The organism is Flavobacterium sp. (genome assembly GCF_031537875.1).
Classification (GTDB): Bacteria; Bacteroidota; Bacteroidia; order Flavobacteriales; family Flavobacteriaceae; genus Flavobacterium.
Genome location: NZ_JAVKNB010000010.1, coordinates 377973 through 393571 on the forward strand (window position 1 = coordinate 377973; position 15599 = coordinate 393571).

14 protein-coding genes are annotated in these 15599 nt (G+C 32.7%); 3 read left to right on the plus strand and 11 right to left on the minus strand.

Translation table 11 applies throughout. The features are described 5' to 3' along the window. Positions 1-9: 9 nt before the first annotated feature. Positions 10-1386: a M20/M25/M40 family metallo-hydrolase gene (locus tag RMR09_RS06895; protein ID WP_310595062.1), complete on the plus strand. Its 1377-nt coding sequence runs from the start codon at positions 10-12 to the stop codon at positions 1384-1386. 46 nt (positions 1387-1432) lie between these two features. On the opposite strand, the gene RMR09_RS06900 is transcribed toward RMR09_RS06895, so the two are convergent. The 5 genes from RMR09_RS06900 to RMR09_RS06920 form a co-directional block, all read right to left on the minus strand. Next, entirely contained in the window at positions 1433-2272 is an 840-nt protein-coding gene (locus RMR09_RS06900) for a hypothetical protein (RefSeq protein ID WP_310595063.1), read from the minus strand. Between the two features lie 18 nt (positions 2273-2290). Continuing rightward, positions 2291-3109: a 3-deoxy-8-phosphooctulonate synthase gene (gene kdsA, locus RMR09_RS06905; RefSeq protein ID WP_310595064.1), complete on the minus strand. Its 819-nt coding sequence runs from the start codon at positions 3107-3109 to the stop codon at positions 2291-2293. 136 nt (positions 3110-3245) lie between these two features. Further along, positions 3246-3812 (minus strand): YceI family protein, encoded by a 567-nt coding sequence (locus tag RMR09_RS06910; protein ID WP_310595065.1) that lies wholly within the window; start codon positions 3810-3812, stop codon positions 3246-3248. Between the two features lie 27 nt (positions 3813-3839). Further along, positions 3840-4472: an NAD(P)H-dependent oxidoreductase gene (locus tag RMR09_RS06915; protein WP_310595066.1), complete on the minus strand. Its 633-nt coding sequence runs from the start codon at positions 4470-4472 to the stop codon at positions 3840-3842. 15 nt (positions 4473-4487) lie between these two features. Then, complete coding sequence (locus tag RMR09_RS06920) at positions 4488-4943, minus strand: MarR family transcriptional regulator (protein WP_310595067.1); 456 nt, start codon at positions 4941-4943, stop codon at positions 4488-4490. A 365-nt stretch (positions 4944-5308) separates the two neighbouring features. Between RMR09_RS06920 and RMR09_RS06925 the strand changes: the two genes are divergently transcribed. Together RMR09_RS06925 and RMR09_RS06930 are read left to right on the plus strand one after the other, a co-directional pair. After that, positions 5309-8206 (plus strand): chemotaxis protein CheB, encoded by a 2898-nt coding sequence (locus RMR09_RS06925; RefSeq protein WP_310595068.1) that lies wholly within the window; start codon positions 5309-5311, stop codon positions 8204-8206. A 79-nt stretch (positions 8207-8285) separates the two neighbouring features. Beyond that, complete coding sequence (locus tag RMR09_RS06930; protein WP_310595069.1) at positions 8286-10487, plus strand: ATP-binding protein; 2202 nt, start codon at positions 8286-8288, stop codon at positions 10485-10487. Here RMR09_RS06930 and RMR09_RS06935 read toward each other — a convergent pair. The 6 genes from RMR09_RS06935 to RMR09_RS06960 form a co-directional block, all read right to left on the minus strand. Beyond that, on the minus strand, positions 10437-11177 hold the full coding sequence (locus RMR09_RS06935) for a TIGR00730 family Rossman fold protein (RefSeq protein WP_310595070.1): 741 nt from the start codon (positions 11175-11177) through the stop codon (positions 10437-10439). The two genes, RMR09_RS06930 and RMR09_RS06935, sit on opposite strands and share 51 nt — an antisense overlap. 50 nt (positions 11178-11227) lie before the next feature. Then, positions 11228-11971 (minus strand): acyl-ACP thioesterase domain-containing protein, encoded by a 744-nt coding sequence (locus RMR09_RS06940; RefSeq protein ID WP_310595071.1) that lies wholly within the window; start codon positions 11969-11971, stop codon positions 11228-11230. A gap of 1 nt (position 11972) precedes the next feature. Beyond that, entirely contained in the window at positions 11973-12899 is a 927-nt protein-coding gene (gene miaA, locus RMR09_RS06945; RefSeq protein ID WP_310595072.1) for a tRNA (adenosine(37)-N6)-dimethylallyltransferase MiaA, read from the minus strand. Positions 12900-13008: 109 nt separating this feature from the next. After that, positions 13009-14370: an exonuclease domain-containing protein gene (locus tag RMR09_RS06950; RefSeq protein WP_310595073.1), complete on the minus strand. Its 1362-nt coding sequence runs from the start codon at positions 14368-14370 to the stop codon at positions 13009-13011. Between the two features lie 118 nt (positions 14371-14488). Then, positions 14489-14857: a four helix bundle protein gene (locus RMR09_RS06955; RefSeq protein ID WP_310595074.1), complete on the minus strand. Its 369-nt coding sequence runs from the start codon at positions 14855-14857 to the stop codon at positions 14489-14491. A 72-nt stretch (positions 14858-14929) separates the two neighbouring features. Next, positions 14930-15595 (minus strand): YggS family pyridoxal phosphate-dependent enzyme, encoded by a 666-nt coding sequence (locus RMR09_RS06960; RefSeq protein WP_310595075.1) that lies wholly within the window; start codon positions 15593-15595, stop codon positions 14930-14932. Positions 15596-15599: the final 4 nt, after the last annotated feature.

Sequence of the window (15599 nt, forward strand, 5' to 3'; positions counted from 1 at the left end):
CAAATCAAAATGAAAAAATCAATATTAGCAGGATTAGTTTTCCTTAACGGAATAGTTATGGTGGCGCAATCCAAAGACGAACAAATGCTAAAAGATATTTATAAGTCGGGTTTAACCAATGCCAAATGTTATTCTTGGTTGGATCATTTATCTAATACAATTGGATCTAGATTATCAGGTTCAGATAATGCAGAAAAAGCCGTTCAATATACCAAAGCTCAACTAGAGACTTTAGGATTAGACAAAGTGTACTTACAAGAAGTAATGGTACCTAAATGGGTTCGTGGTGAAAAAGAAACTGCTTTTATCCTAGATAACAAAACGAAAATAGCGGTGCCAATTGCAGCTTTGGGAGGTTCAATTGCAACTTCTAAAAACGGTTTGACTGCTGAGCTAATTGAAGTGCAAGGGATTGAAGAACTTAAAATTTTAGGAGATAAAATCAAAGGGAAAATAGTGTTTTACAATCGACCTATGGATCCTGTAAATATTGAAACTTTTAAATCGTATGGTGGTTGTGTGGATCAGCGTTATGCTGGGGCGAAAGAAGCAGCTAAATTGGGTGCAGTGGGAACGATTGTACGTTCCATGAATTTACGATTGGACGATTTTCCACATACGGGTGCGCAAAGCTATGGCGATTTACCTGCGTCAGAATACATACCAACGGCAGCTATTAGTACCAATGGGGCAGAGTTATTAAGTAAAAAATTAAAATCCAATCCAAACTTAAAATTCTATTTTAAACAATCGTGTGCTCAAATGGAAGATGTTTTGTCGTATAATGTAGTGGGCGAAATCAAAGGAAGTGAACATCCTGAAACTATTATGGTAGTAGGAGGTCATTTAGATTCTTGGGATCTTGCTGATGGTTCTCATGACGATGGAGCAGGAGTGGTACAAAGTATGGAGGTATTGCATATTTTCAAAAATTTAGGTTACAAGCCTAAAAATACTATTCGGGTAGTCTTATTTATGAATGAAGAGAACGGAGGTAGAGGCGGAAAAAAATACGAAGAATTGGCACAGTTGAATAAAGAAAACCACGTATTTGCTTTAGAAAGTGATTCAGGTGGGTTTAGTCCAAGAGGTTTTTCATTCGAAGCAGATGATGTTAATTTTAATCAGATTCTAACTTGGAAGAACTTATTTGACCCGTATTTGATTCACAGCTTTGTCAAAGGGCATGCAGGTGCTGATATTGGACCACTAAGTTCATTTAAAATAATAAAAGCAGGACTAAAACCTGATTCGCAACGCTACTTTGATTACCATCATGCGTTGAATGACAAATTTGATGCAATCAATAAAAGGGAATTGGAGTTAGGAGCAGCCACCATGGCTTCTCTTATGTATTTGATTGACCAAAATGGGATTGTAAAATAATAAAAAAAGCTTCGAAAGAAGCCTTTTTTAGTAGTTTGAATTGGAATTATATTTTGAAGATTCCTCCAAAAGCAATGATTCTTTGGAAGAATAAAAAATGTTGTGAAGCCGAATCATTGTTACTGTAAGTAGTTTTGATATCTGGCATATTAATATAACCTCCTTTTAATTCTCCTTGAATATAAAAGTGTTTAAAGAACGTAACGTTTAAGCCTGCTTTTATTGAAGCTCCATATCCTGAAACATGGAAATCATCGTGTCTTTCTTTACTGAATACTTTAGCATTGGTTTTTGGATATAATAAACCTACCCCTATACCTTCAGTTAAGTTCACTTGTACTTTGTCGGTATCATGAATATGAAATAATTTAGAAATATCATCGTGACGAGATACTTCGGTATTGACATAATTTAAACCATCGGTGTGTTCGAAGGTTAAAAATTGCTCCGTTAATAATACTTGATTGTTAGGTAAAGCTTCTCCATAAGTATATCTGTTAGGATACGTTCCAGTATAATTTACAGCTATGTCTTGATCCATTACATATTTCATGTGGTCTACTCCAATAGCTACACTATAATGATCATTGATAAAATACCCCATTCTAAAATTAGTTTGAGGAATAGTCATTCGTCCTGGATTGATATAATCGATATGCCATCCTTTAGGTTTGTCATGAGCAGATACATCATAGATTGTGAAATCATAGTCAGCTCCCTTAAAATGAATATCAGAATTTGAATAGGTTTCACGATTTCCTCCCCATGAGACAAAGAACTTTCCTTTGTTATGAGCGGTGTATTTGTCTTGAATTTTTATAGCTTCTTGTGAAAATACAGAAAGTGTAACTAATAGTAAAGCGCTAGATAAAATAATTTTTTTCAACGATTTAGGGATATTTAATTAAAATTGATTTACAGTTTTTCTAATAGCGACTAATTTAGTCATTAGCGCTTCAAAATAGTCTAAGTGGAGCATATTAGCTCCGTCACTTTTTGCATTAGCAGGATCAAAGTGTGTTTCGATAAATATTCCATCAACACCCACTGCAATTCCAGCTTTAGCAATAGTTTCGATCATATCTGGTCTTCCACCTGTTACACCAGCAGTTTGATTGGGTTGTTGTAAGGAATGGGTTACATCAAGAACTGTAGAAGCATATTGTTGCATAGTAGGGATTCCTCTAAAATCAACAATCATATCTTGATAGCCAAACATAGTTCCTCTATCGGTAACCATTACGTTTTGATTGTTGCAATCCAATACTTTTTGAACAGCATGTTTCATGCTTTCTGGACTCATGAATTGTCCTTTTTTTAAGTTTACCGTTTTTCCGGTATTGGCAGCTGCCACTACTAAATCCGTTTGGCGCACTAAAAAGGCAGGGATTTGTAGTACATCTACATATTGTGCCGCCATATCAGCATCTTCATTGGTATGAATGTCAGTAACTGTTGGCACTCCAAAAGTTTCGGATACTTTACGCAATATTTTCAATGCTTTTTCATCTCCAATTCCAGAGAAACTATCAATTCTAGAGCGATTGGCTTTTTTGAACGATCCTTTAAACACATAAGGTATTTCAAGTTTGTCGGTGATACCAACTAATTTTTCAGCAATGCGCAAAGCCATTTCTTCGCCTTCAATAGCGCAAGGGCCAGCAAGCAAAAAGAAGTTACCACTATCTGTATGTTTGATTTGTGGGATATTTTGTAGGTTCATAGTAATGAATTTATTGAAAGTGCAAAGGTAGTTAGGAATTAGGAATTAGGAATTCGATTTTGCAACTATTTTTGGTTTTGGATATAAAAAAAGCTCTAACTATTGTTAGAGCTTTTGGTAGTTTGAGTTTGAAATATTAGAATTTCAAAGCTACTGTCAATTCAAATTCATCATCAATAGCTTTGTCAGCAAGAGTAGTTAATAAAGTTCCTGAACTATACGTAATGTCATATTTAGTTCTGTTCACTTTAAATGTAGATGTAGCAGAGTTAGCTGTTGTAGCTAAATCAAAAGTTACTGGTTTAGTAATTCCTTTGATAGTTAAGTCTGCAGTTACAGTATAAACGTTAGCAGCTTTTACAGCTACGGTTTTGAAAACTAATTTAGAAGTTGGGAATTTATCCGTTCCAAAGAAATCATCGGCTTTCAAGTGACCGTTTAATTTACCTAACCATTCTCCTGTAAGGTCAGTCGCAGTTAATGATGTCATGTCTACTGTGAAGTTTCCACCAGTTACTTTTTTTCCTTTGAAAACTAAAGCCCCTTCTTTAAAGTTTACAGTTCCACTGTGTTGTCCACCTACTTTTTTGGCTAACCAGTTAATTGAACTTTTTGCAGCGTCAATTTTTTTAGTTTGAGCTGATACTGATACTGTAGCTAAAGCTACTACTAATGCTAACGCAATTGATTTTAAATTTTTCATGTGTTTAAATTTGATTGTTATTAATAATTAAAGTGTGATAAATAATTCTTCGTTTGATTTTCTTACTTTTTTGTAATGTTGTGTATCATCTTCAGTATGTCTGTAACCAATAGGTGCTAATAATGTAGCATTAAGACCTAATTTGTCTAATCCTAAGATTTCATTTACTTGAGCAGGAACAAAACCTTCCATTGGTGTTACATCAATTTTAAGTTCTGCAGCAGCATTTAGTAAATTTCCTAAAGCCAAATACGTTTGTTTTGAAGTCCAAATATTTCTAACTTCTTCAGGTAACCCCGTAATGTTACCCTTCATATAATCTACATATCCTTGTATTGCTTCTAACGGAAGACCTCTAGTTGCACTAATGTTATTTGCTAATTGATCAATTCCAGCAGCACCAAAATTCAATTCGTTAGCAAAAACTAATAGATGTGATGCATCGGCTACTTGTGTTTGTCCATAAGATGCACCAACTAATTTTGCTCTTAATTCTGGGTTTTCAACGATTAAAACTTTGTAAGGTTGTAAGCCATAAGAAGATGCACTTAAACGGATTGCTTCTTTTAAAGTATTCAAATCGGCTGTTGAGATTTTTTTTGACGCATCAAACTTTTTTGTTGCGTATCTCCAATTCTGATTTTCTAAAAATGTACTCATAACTGTATTTGTTGTTTATTGATTTCTAAATTTTTCTAATAATTCATTTAATTGCATCATTTCTTCTTCGCTTAAATTTTTTGAAAAAGATTGCTCGTGTAATTTCACTTTTGGTTCTAATTCTTCTAATAAATTTAATCCTTTTGGCGTAATTAACACTTCTATTTTTCGTCTATTTTCAGGACAAACTTCTCGAGTCACTAATTCTTTCAATAGTAACTTGTCTACTAAACGAGTGGTATTGCTGGTTTTAGCTAACATGCGCTCTTGAATTACACACATATTAGCAGGGTTGCCTTTTTGACCTCTTAAGATACGTAACACGTTAAATTGCTCTGAAGAAATGTCATAAGGTTTTAAGATATCATTAAAATTTTCTGTAATTACATTTTGGGTATAGATAATGTTCATGATAATCTTTTTAGAATTATCCATGGGTACAGTTGATTTTAATACGTGTTCAATTTTCATATTTGTATATATGTAATTTGTAGGTACAAATGTAGTGTATTTTTTATTTGTATATACAAATGTTTGTTATTTTTTTGTTAAATTAAATTAATTATAATTTTTAAAATAATAGTTGTACTTTTAGTGTAACAAATTTTGTTTTCAAATTATTAATAAAAACAGTTGATTTTATCTTTGTTAAGTCCCCAAATAAATGAAGTTACAATTGGTTTTCAATAGGAATGATTTTTGGTATTTCAATCGATTCATAAATTTAAATTGGATGATTTTATTGAATAAATAAATTTTCAAAGAGATTTCTATTTAATAATTGAAGAGGTTATAATATAAAATTAAGAATATAATTTTAGTAATCTTTTATATAAATGAGGGAAATTGAAAGCAAAATTGCGGGACGGGGTAATAATAGAAGTACTAGCTTTACGATTGTTGGGATAGGAGCATCTGCAGGAGGATTTGAAGCATTAGAGAGCTTTTTCAAAAATATGCCACCAGATAGTGGATTAGCATTTGTAGTGATTCAACACTTGGATCCTAATTTCAAAAATATGTTACCTGAACTGCTTCAAAAAACTACTTTGATGCCTGTTTCTCAAATAACGGATAAGCTTAAAGTTTGCCCGAATCATATATATGTTATTCCTCCTAACAAGACTTTAACTATTGAAAATGGATTTTTACACCTTTCTATTCCTAATGAAAATAGGGGGTTGCGATTGCCAATAGACACTTTCTTTCATTCATTGGCTTTGGATCAATTAGACAAAAGTGTTGGTATAATTCTTTCAGGTATGGGATCTGATGGAAGTGAAGGAATTAAGGAAATTAAAAAAAATAAAGGTTTAGTATTAGTTCAAGATCCTACAAATGCTAAATCAGCTAGTATGCCTCAAAGTGCTATTGCAAAAGTGAATCCAAATTGTGTCGCTCCGGCAGATAAATTGCCCGTTAAATTGATGGCGCTTTTACAGTCAAAACCAATTGCTAATGATGAAGAGAGAATGACTTTGAAAGAAAGACAAAATTTAGATACTATTATTGTTTTATTGCGAGAACAAACGGGGCATGATTTTACCTTATATAAAAAAAGTACCTTAATTAGACGAGTAGAAAGGAGAAAAGGGATTCATCAGATTGATAAAATTCAAAATTATGTTCGTTTCTTAAAAGAAAACCCAAAAGAAGTCGAGCTGTTATTTAAAGAACTTTTAATAGGAGTTACTAATTTTTTTAGAGATACTTTAGTTTGGGAAAAACTAAAAAATCAGGTAGTACCAGATGTAATTAATCAATTGCCTGATGGATATACTTTGCGGGCTTGGATTCCCGCTTGTTCAACAGGAGAAGAAGCATATTCATTGGCTATTATTTTTAAAGAAGTGATTGATACCCTTGCCCCAACAAGGAATATAACGTTGCAAATATTTGCTACGGATCTAGATACAGATGCTATTGACAAAGCTCGAAAAGGTTTCTTTGGAGAACATATTATAGAAGATGTTTCTTTAGAAAGAATTAATAACTTTTTCATACAAGAGGAAGAAGGATATCGTATATGTTCATTGATTAGAGAAATGGTAGTTTTTGCACCTCATAATGTGACTAAAGACCCTCCGTTCACGCGATTGAATTTTTTATTCTGTCGTAATATGTTAATTTATATGGAACCAACTTTGCAAAAGCAACTGATGAAGTTGTTTTATTATAGTTTGGTGCCAGGAGGAGTTTTATTATTAGGATCGGCAGAGACCTTAGGCAGAAATAATAGAGGATTTGAGATAATCGATTCAAAATTAAAATTTTTTAAACGCATAGAATCATCAATAAGACCTGATCTTAATGAGTTTCCAAATGCTTTTTTATACAATAAAAAAATGATATCAAAAGATAAAACTACAATCAAAACAGAAGGGAATATACAATCTATCGCAGATCAAATTTTACTACAACAATTTGCACCAGCAAGTGTTTTGGTAAACGAAAAAGGAGACATAATTTACATAACTGGAAAAACAGGTAAGTATTTAGAACCCGTAGCAGGAAAAGCCAATTGGAATATTTATGTAATGGCTCGTGATGGTATAAAAAATGAATTGCCTGATGCTTTTAGAACAGCATTACAAAGTTATGATCCTGTAGTATTAAATAATATTAAAATTAAAAATAATGGGGCTACTAATTTCGTTAATGTAACCGTGCAGCAAATCACTGCTCCTGTATCAGTACGAGGTATGGTTATGGTTGTTTTTGAAGACGTGTCGGTAATTGTTGAGCCAAGTAAATTAGACAAGAAAGAGACGAACTTAAAAACTGCTGCATTACATAGCGAACAGGACGATAAGTTAGAAAAATGCTATCAAGATTTGCAAAGTACAAGAGAAGAAATGAGAACTTCTCAAGAAGAATTGAAATCTATTAATGAAGAATTACAATCTACAAATGAAGAGTTGCAATCTACCAATGAAGAGTTGACAACTTCCAAGGAAGAAATGCAAAGTTTAAATGAAGAATTGCAAACAGTAAATGCTGAATTACAAAGTAAATTGATTGATTTTGAGCAGGCCAACAATGATATGAAAAACTTGCTTAATAGTACAGAAATCGCTACTCTTTTTGTAGATAAAGATTTGAATATTAGACGTTTTACAGACTCTGTTACTAAAATATTTAAACTTCGTTTAACAGATATAGGAAGGCCTTTTACTGACTTAACAACTGATTTGCTATATCCAGAAATGGGAATTAATGCAGCTCAAGTAATTAAGGATTTAATACCTGTTCAGAATGCTATTGGAACTAATGATGGTAGATGGTTTTATGTTCGAATCTTACCTTATCGAACTATTGATGATAGGATAGATGGACTAGTAATCACTTTTACAGACATAACTATTGCACATCAGGCCGAAGAAACATTGATATCTGAGAAAAATTACCGTCACTTTTTTGAATCTGCCAAAGAAGGGATATTTTTCTTAGATATGCAAACTGGAAAAATAATTGATTTGAATTATTCACTACTCAATTGGTTAGGAACTACAAAAGAACAAGTTGCTGAAAAACCAATTTGGGAAATTGATTTTTTTAAATCTATTTTCAATACAAAAAAGCAATGGTTAGAATTAGATGATAAAGAGGTTATATTCAAAGAAAATATTACAATACAAACTTTTGATGAGCAGTCCAGAACAATCAATTGTTTTGGAAATGTTTATGAATCAAAAGACAAAAAAATCATCCAATTTTTTATACGAGAAAAATAACAGTTAATAAGGTTACGCATATTTAGAATACTACGAATACGAATAGTGAATACTATAGTCTAATATAAAGGTTTTATTCATGGAAAATGCAGATCAGAATTTAAATAATATTGATTTAATTCGTCAAAATCTAGCAGATTTAGAACGATTGAAATTAGAACGATTTGGTGTTGATTCCTCAGAAGTAGAAAAACTAAAGCTGATTCATGAATTAGAAGTGCATCAAATTGAATTGGAACTCCAAAATGAAGAGCTGTTATTAGCAAAACAACAAGCCGATTCAGCGATTGAAAAATATACTGAATTATACGATTTTTCTCCGTCAGGTTATTTTACCCTTTCTAGAGAAGGAATCATAATAGATGCTAATCTTACAGGTTCTGTAATGTTAGGGGTTGAACGTATCAATTTGATGCAAACAAAATTTAGGACTTTTTTGTGTAATGCTTCAAAAATGGAATTTGACATTTTTATTGATAAAATTTTCGTCAATAAAATTAGAGAATGTTGCGAAATATGTTTGGAACCTAAAATCAATACACATTATGCCTATCTTTCAGGAATTATAACTGATGATAAACAATTTTGTCATATTACAGTAGTTGATATTACCGATTTGAATTTAGTCAAGAATGCTTTACAGAATAGTGAAGAAAGATACCGGTATTTAATTTCCAATCTAGACGTAGGTATTGTGGTTCATAATTTGGAAACTTCAATAGTAATGAGTAACCCCAAAGCTTCAGAATTATTAGGAATTACGTCTGAAGAAATGAAATATAGGAGTATTTATGACAACCAATGGTTATTTTTTGATGAAAACGATATGCCATTAGCAGTGGATGACTATCCCGTTATTACTATATTACGAACGGGCCAACCTCTTAAGAATTTTAGAGGCAAAGTATTTCGGACCCAAACTAACGATAGTAGATTACTTTTAATTAATGGTTTTCCATTAAAAAATTTTAATGGAGAATTATCAGAGATTGTAATTAGTTTTATCGATATAACTGACACCAAACAAATGGAGTCGGATTTGATTAAAGCTAAAGAACAGGCGGAGTCTGCTAATAAAGCTAAATCCAGTTTTTTGGCGAATATGAGTCATGAAATCAGAACTCCTTTGAATGGGATTATTGGATTTACGGATTTGTTATTAAAAACAAAGTTAGATTATGATCAAATAGAATATATGGGGATTGTCAATCAATCGGCAATTTTATTGATGGAAATTATTAATGATATTCTTGATTTCTCTAAAATAGAGGAGGGGCGTTTAGAATTGAATGTAGAAGAAACAGATTTGTTTGAATTAGTTAATCAGGTAATTAATTTATTTAAACAACAAGCAAATGCAAAGGGTGTTGAACTCATTTTAACAATTGGAGAGCATGTTCCTCAATTTATTTTTTCAGATTCTATCCGATTAAAACAAATTTTAGTAAATCTGATTGGGAATGCGATTAAGTTTACAGAAGAGGGAACTATAGCATTAAACATTACTGAAATAAAATCCTGCGGTAATTTTTCCACGCTCCATTTTTCGGTCAAGGATACAGGGATAGGTATTAAAAAACAAAATCAAGAAAAAATATTTGATTCGTTTATACAAGAAGAGATTAGTACATCCATAAAATTTGGGGGAACTGGTTTGGGATTGTCTATTTCGAATCAACTACTGAAGTTAATGCAAAGCCAACTTTTTCTAACTAGTGAATATGGTATGGGTAGTGATTTTTATTTTTCAATTCAGTTTAGAACGGCTGTCAATAGAAAAGAGATAGTACAAAAACATCCAGCTCAAATATCAAAAATTACAGAAGCAGATTCAATAATAGAAGATAATATTAAAATATTAATTGCTGAGGATAACGAAATTAATATGTTATTGGTCAAGAAAATACTTATGCAAATGTTTCCGAAAGCCATATTGTATGAGGCTCGTAACGGAAAACAAGCCGTAAAAATATACAATAGTATTCCGTTAGATATTATTTTAATGGATGTACAAATGCCTAAAAAGAATGGTTACGAAGCTACGCTAGAAATAAGACAATTAGAACAATCTAAAAGAACGGCTATTATCGCCCCGCCCTTACTGCAGGGATTTTCAATAAGGAAAAGAAAAAATGTCTGGAATGTGGTATGGATGCTTATATTTCAAAACCAATCAATCCAGCCCAATTACAACAAGCAATTGTGCAATGTTTGGCCAATAGACGATCCGCTATCTAGTTTCTCCAAACCACCATTTAGGTTTGTATTTTTCTTTTATTAAGCCAAATTTTTTGATACTGTTTTTTTCAATATGATTGACCAATTCTTTTACAGAATCGGTAACAAACAAAAGGTTCATATCCTCAGGACTAATACTTTCATTTTTAGCCATGATTTCAATATGGTGACATAATTCTTTATGGTATTCTTTGTCAAAAATTACGACAGGAAAACCACTAATCATTTTGGTTTGAATCAAAGTTAAAGCTTCGAATAATTCATCAAGAGTTCCCATTCCGCCAGGCATTACCACAAAGGCATAGGAATATTTTACTAAAATAACTTTTCGAACAAAAAAATAAGGAATGTAAATCCATTTATTGAGGTATGGATTTGGGTTTTGTTCAATGGGTAATACAATGTTACAACCCACGGAGTAGCCTCCAGCCTCAAAGGCACCTTTGTTAGCCGCCTCCATAATACCAGGTCCACCTCCAGTCATCACAGTAAAACCAAGTTGAGCCATCTCGGCTCCAATTTTCTCTGCACTTTTATAATGATCCGTTTTAGGTCCAAATCGAGCTGAACCAAATATAGTAACACAAGGACCAATAAAATGCATCATTCTAAAAGCCCTAATAAAATGATATTGTACCTTAAACGTGAAAATTAAATTTTTAAGTCTTGTAAGCGGTTCTCTCACGAATACAGATTCGGAACTAGAGAGTCTAAAATTTTGATTGCTTTTCATAAAATTAAATTTAAGAAATTTTATAGAATTGTAGTACTTTTTAAATCAAATTAATTTTTCCAATTCAATTGCAAAGCAAAGCAGGTTTTGTCCTCTTTAGTAATGCTAAAAGTAGAAGTGTTTTGTGCTGTATTTTCATGAATAACCACTTCATCTTTTAACGAAAGTTCTTTCATGAAATTCATTTCAAAACTTTCAATTTCTTGATTGAGTAGTTTAGCTTCGTCAGCTAAATCCAAACACCATTCTAAATATTTCACATTATTGGCGTGATTGACAATATCCAAATCCGATAAACGAACGGTCTTTTCAAATACCATTTCTTTCTCGTGGTTGAGGTTTATTTTAGAGAATGTTTCTCGCGTGGCTTTATTATCGGGAAATAATTCAAAATGTTCGTAAGGCAATGCCAAGGCTTCGGGACGGCGAAGTTGTGTATTGAAAACCGCCCAAAACGTTTCGGAACCCACTATTTTTTCACCATTGATATACATTTCTAAGGCACGAATCGAGCGGGAATTTTCTAAGGAATTAATCCACGTTTTTATTGTGACTACGTCACGCCATTTAGGTAATGAACTCACTTCTACGCGCATTCTACTCAAAACCCAAGCTTGGTGAAATTCTTGCATATCAGTAAAACTAATACCTCCCACTTCAGAATGTGCTGCAGCCGTCATTTGCAATAAATTACATAATTCGGTGTATTTTAAATAGCCATTAGGCGCACATTGGGTAAAATTGATTTCCCAGTCTTTGCTTAAAACAGAAGTGAAATTTGGAGAGATTGGCATGTTATGAATTATGAATTATATTTTTAATGAATGCTATAATTTCGTTTCTATCGGTTAAGTAATCAAACCACTTTGCATTTTCGTTTCTTTTAAACCAAGTTAATTGGCGTTTAGAAAAACGACGGGTATTTTTTTTGATTTCTTCAATGGCGAAATCCAAAGTGCATTCACCGTCAAAATAAGTAAAAAGTTCGCGATAGCCAACAGTTTGTAACGCGTTAAGTTCTTTGTGCGGATAGAGTTGCTCAGCTTCTGTCAAAAGTCCTTCATTGAGCATGATATCCACTCGCTGATTGATACGATCATACATCACAGTACGTTCGGCTTCTAAACCAATAACTATTGGGGTAAAATTGCGATTGTTTTTGGTTTGATTCAAGAAAGAAGAATAGGGTTTTCCAGTTCCAATACAGACTTCTACAAAACGCATCATGCGTTGTGGATTTTGTAAAGTTTGTGGATTTTCAATGCTTATTTTTTGAAAATAGTTGGAATCCAAAAGTTGCAATTGTTCTTGTAAATAGGAGATACCGTATTTTTCATAATTAGCTGTTACTTCTTCACGTACTACAGCATCAATGTCTGGAAAAGCATCAAATCCTTTTAAAATGGCATCGACATACAAACCAGAACCACCTACTAAAATGACAAAATCATTACTTTGATACAATTCATCGAGTTTTGCAATGGCTTCTTTTTCAAAATCGCCAACGGTATAGTTTTCAAAAATCGATTTGTTTTGAATGAAATGATGCGTTGCAGCGGCTAATTCATCTGAACTTGGAACGGCAGTTCCAATTCGCATCTCCTTAAAAAATTGACGACTATCACACGAAATAATTTCGCAACCAAAATGTTGTGCCAAAGCAATGCCTAAGGAAGTTTTCCCTATAGCAGTTGGACCAATTATTGTAATGAGGTACTTCATTTGTTGTGAATTCTAAACGTGTTTTAGCCCCGATAGTAGTGAAAATCCTTTGCTTTTTTTCTTCAAAAAAAACAAAGATTGCAACGGATAGCGGGAATAGCTCCTAAAATTAAAACGAAATTACTTTTAGTGTTTTACTTTTCCTAATTTGAGATTGAATAATTGTTTTAGCATCGCGGTTGTGTTGCATCGGAATCAAAATATTTTTCAAGATGTCGATATTAGTTACTTGATAATTCAAATCGTAAAAAGCATATCCTTTGTAAATGCCGTTTTCTATTAATATAGCCGACCGTTCGTTGATAGTTCTACCTCGATCAATTAAGACCATATTTTGCTTTTCGAAACTGTTTTTGGTAATAAAATCGTGTACTCGAAGGTTATATTCCTCTGGCGATACATTACCTATACAAGCTCCATCACATTCTTTGATTTTATATTGAAAACATTCAGATTTAGTCTGGTACAATCCAGTTAATTTTTGGCAAAGTTGGTGCTGAGCTGTAATTCTAAATAAAGCATTTTTACCTTCTTGAAGGGTAGTAAACGAAGTGATTTCTTTTTTACGCCCATCGGCTTTTTGCAAACGTAGATTTAGATAACCATTTGTATCTTTTTCTGCATACAAAGCCCATTCAAAAATACTTTTTCGTTGCGCTCTATTAAAGATAGGTTTGTTGATTTTGATTTCTTCGCTTTCTTTCAAAAGGGCAATCAATTCGCTACCTGTCTCTTCGTAAGTTACGGTAAAAACTTCTCGTTGTATCTTTTTCGATTTGGTTGAAGTTCCTGTAAAATGTTGGTTGATTCGTTTTTTAATGTTACGGCTTTTGCCAATATATATCAGATTTCCTTTTTCATTATGAATGTAGTATATGCCTGTTTTGGAGGGTAAATGCGCTACAATATCCAATAATTTGGGTGCAATTCCTTTCTGAATTTCTTGCTTGATAAAGTCATTCAAAATTTGCTTTTCGATATCTTTTTCTAATAGCATTTTGAATAATTTGGTGGTTGCCATCGCATCACCACTAGCTCGATGTCGGTCTGTCATAGGTATTCCTAAAGCACGAACTAATTTCCCTAAACTATAGGAAGGTTGTTCTGGAATTAATTTTTTAGACAATTCTACGGTACACAATGTTTTGGCTTGAAAATCGTAGCCTAAACGTTTGAATTCGGTTCGTAAAATTCGGTAATCAAATGAGGCGTTGTGCGCAACAATAACGCAGTCTGAGGTGATTTCGATAATGCGTTTTGCTACTTCAAAAAACTTGGGTGCCGACCGTAGCATGGCATTATTAATTCCTGTTAATTTAACTACAAAGGGCTGAATAGGAATTTCAGGATTGACTAAACTAATAAATTGATCTACCACTTCGCGACCGTCAAATTTGTAAATGGCGATTTCGGTAATTCCTTCTTCGTTGAATTGACCTCCGGTAGTTTCTATGTCGAGTATGCAGTACATTTTCAATATCAATATCAAAATTCAAATTCAAAAATCAATTTCAAATAAAAGCAGCAATAAATTACGATTGTAAGTCAGATTGCATTTTGTTTTTTGATATTGTAGTTGTTATTGAAAGTTATTTTTTATTTATAATCATTTTAGAAGCAATTGCAATTAATTCTTCAACTTCAATCAATAGTGAGTCTCTGATAACTTCATTTCCTTCTTTGATGTAATTTAATATTTTTAAAGAATTTCTTGATTCTTTCAGTTCTTTAACTACTAATGCAAGTTTAAATATGCAATCTTTATCGGTTATTGATCCTTGTGCCTCTCCAAAATTTAACGAAGAACTTCCAGAGGATCTAATCAATTGATTTTTGTAATATTCGTTTTCAAATGACTTATTCAAATTTCTTGTGAAGAAAATACATTCACCTGCAAAACGAACTAATCTATCTTCAAAATTGAATATTTTTTCGCTAAAAAGTGGGTTGTTTTGCATTTTTATTTGAATTTAGCTTTTGACATTTACATTATCTTGATTTTTGATTTTGTAATTGACTTTTGAAATTGTTTATCGTCCTCCAAATATACTACTTCCTATTCGAACCATGGTACTTCCACATTCGATAGCGAGGTTATAGTCGCCAGACATGCCCATTGATAGCGTGTTCAGTTGACAGTTTTTAGTATTAAGATTGGCAAATTGATCAAAAATAGTTTTAAGTCGAGAAAACTCTTTCTTGATTTGGGTTTTATTATCGGTAAAGGTCGCCATTCCCATTAAACCGACTATTCGGATGTGATTGAATTCGTTTGTGTCATGTTGAACTTGTTTTAGAACCTCACTTAATTCTTCTTCATCTAAGCCAAATTTAGACTCTTCCTCTGCAATATAGACTTGCAATAAGCAATCAATTACTCGGTTGTTTTTTTGTGCTTGTTTGTTAATTTCTTGCAATAATTTTAAGCTGTCCACACCGTGAATCAAACTTACAAAAGGCGCCATGTATTTGACTTTGTTGGTTTGAACGTGACCAATCATGTGCCATTGAATGTCTTTGGGCATTGTTTCCCATTTGTCAGTCATTTCTTGGATTTTGTTTTCACCAAAAATCCGTTGCCCCGCTTCATACGCTTCTATTAAATCGGAGACAGGTTTGGTTTTGGATACAGCAACAAGAGTTACATTTTCAGGAAGTGTAGCTTGTATAGAGCGTAAATTATTTTGGATTGACATGATA

Coding starts and splice junctions, on each gene's coding strand:
- RMR09_RS06895 (WP_310595062.1), top strand. CDS start 10: ATGAAAAAATCAATATTAGCAGGATTAGTTTTCCTTAACGGAATAGTT.
- RMR09_RS06930 (WP_310595069.1), top strand. CDS start 8,286: ATGGAAAATGCAGATCAGAATTTAAATAATATTGATTTAATTCGTCAA.
- RMR09_RS06935 (WP_310595070.1), bottom strand. CDS start 11,177: ATGAAAAGCAATCAAAATTTTAGACTCTCTAGTTCCGAATCTGTATTC.
- RMR09_RS06940 (WP_310595071.1), bottom strand. CDS start 11,971: ATGCCAATCTCTCCAAATTTCACTTCTGTTTTAAGCAAAGACTGGGAA.
- RMR09_RS06960 (WP_310595075.1), bottom strand. CDS start 15,595: ATGTCAATCCAAAATAATTTACGCTCTATACAAGCTACACTTCCTGAA.
- miaA (WP_310595072.1), bottom strand. CDS start 12,899: ATGAAGTACCTCATTACAATAATTGGTCCAACTGCTATAGGGAAAACT.
- RMR09_RS06915 (WP_310595066.1), bottom strand. CDS start 4,472: ATGAGTACATTTTTAGAAAATCAGAATTGGAGATACGCAACAAAAAAG.
- RMR09_RS06920 (WP_310595067.1), bottom strand. CDS start 4,943: ATGAAAATTGAACACGTATTAAAATCAACTGTACCCATGGATAATTCT.
- kdsA (WP_310595064.1), bottom strand. CDS start 3,109: ATGAACCTACAAAATATCCCACAAATCAAACATACAGATAGTGGTAAC.
- RMR09_RS06910 (WP_310595065.1), bottom strand. CDS start 3,812: ATGAAAAATTTAAAATCAATTGCGTTAGCATTAGTAGTAGCTTTAGCT.
- RMR09_RS06955 (WP_310595074.1), bottom strand. CDS start 14,857: ATGCAAAACAACCCACTTTTTAGCGAAAAAATATTCAATTTTGAAGAT.
- RMR09_RS06925 (WP_310595068.1), top strand. CDS start 5,309: ATGAGGGAAATTGAAAGCAAAATTGCGGGACGGGGTAATAATAGAAGT.
- RMR09_RS06950 (WP_310595073.1), bottom strand. CDS start 14,370: ATGTACTGCATACTCGACATAGAAACTACCGGAGGTCAATTCAACGAA.